5 protein-coding genes are annotated in these 4,933 nt (G+C 62.6%); all 5 read right to left on the bottom strand.

Translation table 11 applies throughout. The features are described from left to right. Positions 1 to 1,302, bottom strand: a 1,302-nt coding sequence (locus tag G6022_RS14010; protein WP_182691809.1) for an Ig-like domain-containing protein, incomplete at its 3' end; no start/stop codon positions are given. A 41-nt stretch (positions 1,303 to 1,343) separates the two neighbouring features. Continuing rightward, positions 1,344 to 2,186 carry a F510_1955 family glycosylhydrolase gene (locus tag G6022_RS14005; protein ID WP_235027361.1) on the bottom strand — a complete coding sequence of 281 codons (843 nt, stop codon included), beginning with the start codon at positions 2,184 to 2,186 and terminating at the stop codon, positions 1,344 to 1,346. A gap of 110 nt (positions 2,187 to 2,296) precedes the next feature. After that, positions 2,297 to 2,929, bottom strand: coding sequence for a DUF305 domain-containing protein (locus G6022_RS14000; RefSeq protein WP_107746683.1), 633 nt, complete (start codon positions 2,927 to 2,929; stop codon positions 2,297 to 2,299). A 76-nt stretch (positions 2,930 to 3,005) separates the two neighbouring features. Continuing rightward, complete coding sequence (locus tag G6022_RS13995; protein WP_182638577.1) at positions 3,006 to 4,553, bottom strand: multicopper oxidase family protein; 1,548 nt, start codon at positions 4,551 to 4,553, stop codon at positions 3,006 to 3,008. Continuing rightward, positions 4,543 to 4,833: a hypothetical protein gene (locus G6022_RS13990; protein ID WP_146166336.1), complete on the bottom strand. Its 291-nt coding sequence runs from the start codon at positions 4,831 to 4,833 to the stop codon at positions 4,543 to 4,545. The genes G6022_RS13995 and G6022_RS13990 overlap by 11 nt, the downstream gene beginning before the upstream one ends. Positions 4,834 to 4,933 lie beyond the last annotated feature (100 nt).

The following is a 4,933-nucleotide window of genomic DNA, read 5'->3' as shown; positions in this document are numbered from 1 at the left end:
AGCGATCCGCAGATCCCCGTGAATCACCCGGGCTAGGTCGGCATTTCCAGCACGCCAGGTTTCCCACGGGATGTTCCAGTCGCCCAGCCCGTCGGTCCCGGGAAGCGTCGGTCCGACGGTATTGATGACCTTGACCACGTCGCCCCGGTTGCTGCTGTTCTGGAACGACTTGGCGTAGGCGTCGGTGACATTGATACAGCCGTTACTGACGTTGGTGAAGCCCTGTTGTTCAACGGACCATGGGGCGGCATGGACGTAGATCCCGCTGTAGGACATCTGGGTGGCCCAGTTGACTGAAAGCCGGTAGCCGTCGGCCGAGTCGACCGGCACACCAAACGTCGATGAATCCATGATGAGCGATTCGTATCGGTCGCCGATGTAGTAGGTGCCGTTCGGGGTGGGTGTCGATGCCTTTCCTAGTGAGACCGGGCTACTGCTGACGACCTCGCCATTGATTCGGGTCGTCATTGTCTTGGTGTTGTCGTCGATCGTGGTGATGACCTCGTCGCCGATCGTGAAGTTGCTGTTTGCGTCCTGGGCTCCGTAAAGGCCTTCGCCCATATCGGTGCCGTAGATGTTGACGTCGACGTCGACCTCGGTGCCCGGTGCCCAGAATTCGGCGGGGCGCCAGCGAACCTCCGAGGGCGACACCCAGTAGAAGGCTCCTTCGACGGCGGGGGTCGTGGTGACCTCGATGGCGTCCTGGACGGCCTTACGGTCGCCGACGGCGGACTCGAAACGCACCGCGACCGGCTGCGCGATACCTACCGTGTGGCCCTGACCGGTCACCAGGCTCGCGCTGGTGGTCGAGTTCGGGACCACGGTGCTGAACGAGGACGAGTCTGTAATCGTCTCACCGTCGTCGTTAGTAGCGCTCGCCTCGATCGAGTAATCCCGGTTGTAGCCCAGAGTCTCGGTGGTGCGCCACTGGGAGCGTTCCGCGTTGAACTCGCCTTCGACCTCGCGGCCTTCTTCGTTTGTGACCGTGACATCGTCGAACGCACCGTCTGTCACATCCAAGACGATCGGTTCCCGCGGCGTCGCGGCCACTGTCCCATCTTCGAACGAGGTGTGAATGACGGCCGCAGCGGCGGGGGCTTCTTTCGGTGCAGCGGCCGTCGAGGTGTCCTCGGTATCTCCGATCGTGCACGCGCTCAGCCCTACTGCGGCCACCAAGGCCACCGCGACCGAGGCAAGCCGTTTCGCCGGTGTGCGCTCTGGTGCGGCTCCGCCTGCGAGCATCGCTTCTTTCCTCACCACTTCTCCCTCGAGTTCGTATGCGTTCTGACCGGTAGTTTCCATTCCGTCTTCGGTCGGCCTTGGTTTGCGCCGCCGACGACGTTTCAGGGAATCGTTAATGTATGAAATGACCGTCCATCAGCAGCGTAGGCAGTGTCCTGGTCCGCGGCGATGATGGCTTCGACATCACCGACAACTGGTCCCTGCTGCCACTCATCGTCGTTGACGTTCTTGCGCCAGGCGGTGCCGTCGGTATCGATCCCCCAGAGGGTGCCGTCTTCGGCTGCAGATATCAGCAGGAGTTCGGGAGCAGCTGGTACTGATGCGAATGTGCGCCCGATGTCGGTGCTGAGTTGTAGGCCTCCTGCGGTTGTGGCCCAGATGCCCTCGTCGGTAATCGCCAATGCTCTCGCGGCCATCTCGATGCCGTCGGTCCAACTGACGCCCGAGTCGGTGGACGTTCGAATTCCGTTGGCGGTGTCGAATCCGACAAGGGTGTTTCCGTCAGTGGTCAGGGCGTGAAAGTCGACTTCGCCGGAGAGGGATTTCGTCGCCCACGACTGGCCGCCGTCGACACTCTCGATGAGTCCGAGAGGATTGGGGGCGGAGCTTGACGGGCCAGGATGGCCCGAAGCGTAGAGGTTATCCGTCCCGGGCGCGCCTGTGAGCCCCATGAAGTCGTCGTCGGCGTCGCCGACGCGGGTGGTCGCGCCATCGGGGTTGAGGACGAAAAGCCCCGTATGCGTGCCGGCCAGCACCCTTCCCTCAGCATCGAGGTGGAGTCCGTGCACATGGTCAAGCGCGGGTGTTAATGCGGTGCCGACCGTCGATGAGGCGTCCCCGGATTCGGGTGCTGGCGTCTGCTGCGGGCTCGAACACGCGGTCGCGATGAGAGCCGATGCAAGGATGGCTATTGGGGTCCAGGCCCGCTTTCGGTGCGAAAGCATGAGTGCGTATCTCGTTTCTGGCAGGGACAAGAAAATGTGTTGATGCCCAGACGGTCTCCGGCGGGGTCGGACTGCCATCGACCCCGCCGGGAATGCGAGCCTTCGTTTTTTTACATGGAGTCGAGCATCTGCTGCATGGTGTCGATTTCCTGCTGCTGGGTGTCGATGATGGTTTGCGCCAGGTCGACAGCCGGCGGGTACGTGCCGTTCTCGACCTGGTCTTCGGCCATGGCCACGGCGCCTTCGTGGTGGGCGATCATCTGGTTGAGGAACAACTCGGCAGCCTCAGGGCCGGGAGCGTCGGACAACAGCTGCAATTCCTCATCGGAGAGCATGCCCTCCATCTGCGCCATGTCATGGTCACCGCCCATGTCCATGTCCATGTCCATGCCTTCGGGCTGCGTCGGCTCTCCCCACTGCTCGAGCCAGTCGGTCAGCTGCGCGATCTCGGGCCCCTGGGCGGCCTTGATCTCCTCGGCCAGCGAGGTGACGTCGGCGGGGACATCATCCTTGGACAAGATGATGTCGCTCATCTCGATGGCTTGCTCATGGTGGGGGATCATCATCTGGGCGAACATCACGTCAGCCTCGGAATGCTGAGCTGACTCCTCTGCCTGCTCGGTGGTCGAACTCCCGCTGGTCGCAGTGGTCTCGACGGCGGTCGTGGTCTCGCTGGCCGTGTCGGTCTCGTCGCTGGTGCAGGCGGACAGCCCCAGCAGGACCGCGGCGGCAGCGGCGGTCATCACAAGCTTCTTTCGATTCATCTGGGTTCCCTTTCTTCTGCGGACTTTCGGGCCCGCGGGTGGATCACCTTGCCGGTCAGGCGAGGTAGGACAGAGTGGTCATCATCCCGGCCTCTTGGTGATAGGCGTTGTGGCAGTGCAACGCCCACTGGCCAGGATTATCGGTGTCGAACTCGATCTCAATAGTGCGCATCGGCCGAATCGTGACGGTATCTTTGCGAAGCCCGCTGTCCGCGAGCGCGAACGTATGTCCGTGCAGGTGCATCGGGTGGAACATGTCGGACATGTTCCGCATCCGCATTCGCACCCGCTCCCCACTGTTGACCTCCAGCGGCGCCGAATCCGGGTGGACTTGGCTGTTGAGGGTCCACCGGTACGGCGACATCGTCCCGCCCAGGTCGACGCTGTGGTACCGATCATGACTTTGGCTAGACAGACGTACTGCCTCGCTGGGGGATAAGTCGGTACCCAATAGCGGACGCCGGTCCACTTCGACTGGTCGGGAATTTGTCGGGAGATCGCCCGCTGCTGTACGTACGAGGGCCTGCGCGTGACCATCCTTGCCTTCGGGCTGAGCGAACAACGGGAACACGCCGTCGCCGAGCGTGACCACAACATCGAACCGTTCACCCATGCCGATCAGAAGGGAATCGGTGTCCTCGGGAAGCACGGGAAAGCCGTCGGTGTGAGTGACGGTCATCCGGTGCCCGCCAAGCGCTACCCGGAACGCGGTGTCGGCGCCGGCATTAACGAACCGGATGCGCACGCGTTGGCCCCGCGACGCTCTCCAGACGTAGGGGTCGACAGGGAGTCGCCCATTGATCAGAAAGTGCGGGTAGGTGACATCCCCGGCGCTGCCGAGGATGGGGGAGATCATCGACCCCTCACCCCCATGCATGTCCATCATGTCGTGGTCTATCCCCTGCATCCCGGCATCTGCGGTGTCGGCACCGATGCCCAGATCACGGGCGACATCGTCGGGAGTCCGACCGGTCCCATCGAGCCAGTCGTCAAGGACCACGAGCCATTCATGGTCGTAGTCGCCGGGCTCGTCCGGATCATCGATGATCACCACTCCGTACAGGCCCCGATCGAGTTGCAGACCCGAATGTGAGTGGTAAAAGTACGTGCCTGGGTCTGGGGCGGTGAAGTCGTAGGTGAACGTGGTGCCTGGTGCGATCGGGTCCTGTGTCAACCCGGGAACCCCGTCCATGTCGTTGCTCATGGCGATCCCGTGCCAGTGCACGCTGGTCTCCTGTGGCAGCTGGTTGTCCACGGTGATCTGCAGCCGATCTCCAGCTTGGGCCCGCACCAGTGGGCCTGGCAATTGTTGGTCATATCCCCACGTTGAGACAACGCGGCCACCCAGATCAACATCGACCGGACGGGGGGTCAACTGCGCGGATACCACCGTTTGGCCGGGGGAGCGTCGCTCCTGTTCAAGCCGCCTCACGAGATCTGACGAGGCTCCCACGGGACTGCCCGTGGCTGATCCGGAACCAGAACATGCAGTCAGAGCGCCGGCGCCGGCGAGAAGCGATCCGGCCAAGCAGGACCGGCGGGAGACCAGCACGCGCGGCGCACGGCTTAGCGCACCTGCCCGCCCCGTGGCGTCAGCGTTCATCATGATCGACGCTTCGCGAAGTCGCGGTCCCTGCGGGAGATGCGAATGAGATACCGGAAGAGACGACCCCATTAGCAGGAGAGTGCGGCCCGCGCAGGTGCCGATGCCCTCCAAAAAGACTGGTCGCCAAGGCCAGAACCATCGCCCAGAAACCGAGTACGAACGCGATCAACAGAACGATGTCGATCCAGTTCACACCGTAAAGCCACCCCATCATACTCAACTCCTCGCCTGTCTTAGAAACTCGATTCTGCGGTGTGAACTGCGAGATCTGGGTCATCGTTTCGTCAAGATCTGATCAAGGTTCTTCTCTGACAAGCTCGACTCGAGTTGGGAGAGGCCTGGCCTGCTGCGGTGATCTCGGACGGTGGACCCTCCTA

Origin of the sequence: Dietzia sp. Cai40 (assembly GCF_014145165.1) — a bacterium.
Lineage (GTDB): Bacteria > Actinomycetota > Actinomycetes > Mycobacteriales > Mycobacteriaceae > Dietzia > Dietzia natronolimnaea.
This window is presented reverse-complemented; position numbering and strand designations above follow the sequence as displayed.

Coding starts and splice junctions, on each gene's coding strand:
- G6022_RS14005 (WP_235027361.1), bottom strand. CDS start 2,186: ATGCTTTCGCACCGAAAGCGGGCCTGGACCCCAATAGCCATCCTTGCA.
- G6022_RS14000 (WP_107746683.1), bottom strand. CDS start 2,929: ATGACCGCCGCTGCCGCCGCGGTCCTGCTGGGGCTGTCCGCCTGCACC.
- G6022_RS13995 (WP_182638577.1), bottom strand. CDS start 4,553: ATGAACGCTGACGCCACGGGGCGGGCAGGTGCGCTAAGCCGTGCGCCG.
- G6022_RS13990 (WP_146166336.1), bottom strand. CDS start 4,833: ATGACCCAGATCTCGCAGTTCACACCGCAGAATCGAGTTTCTAAGACA.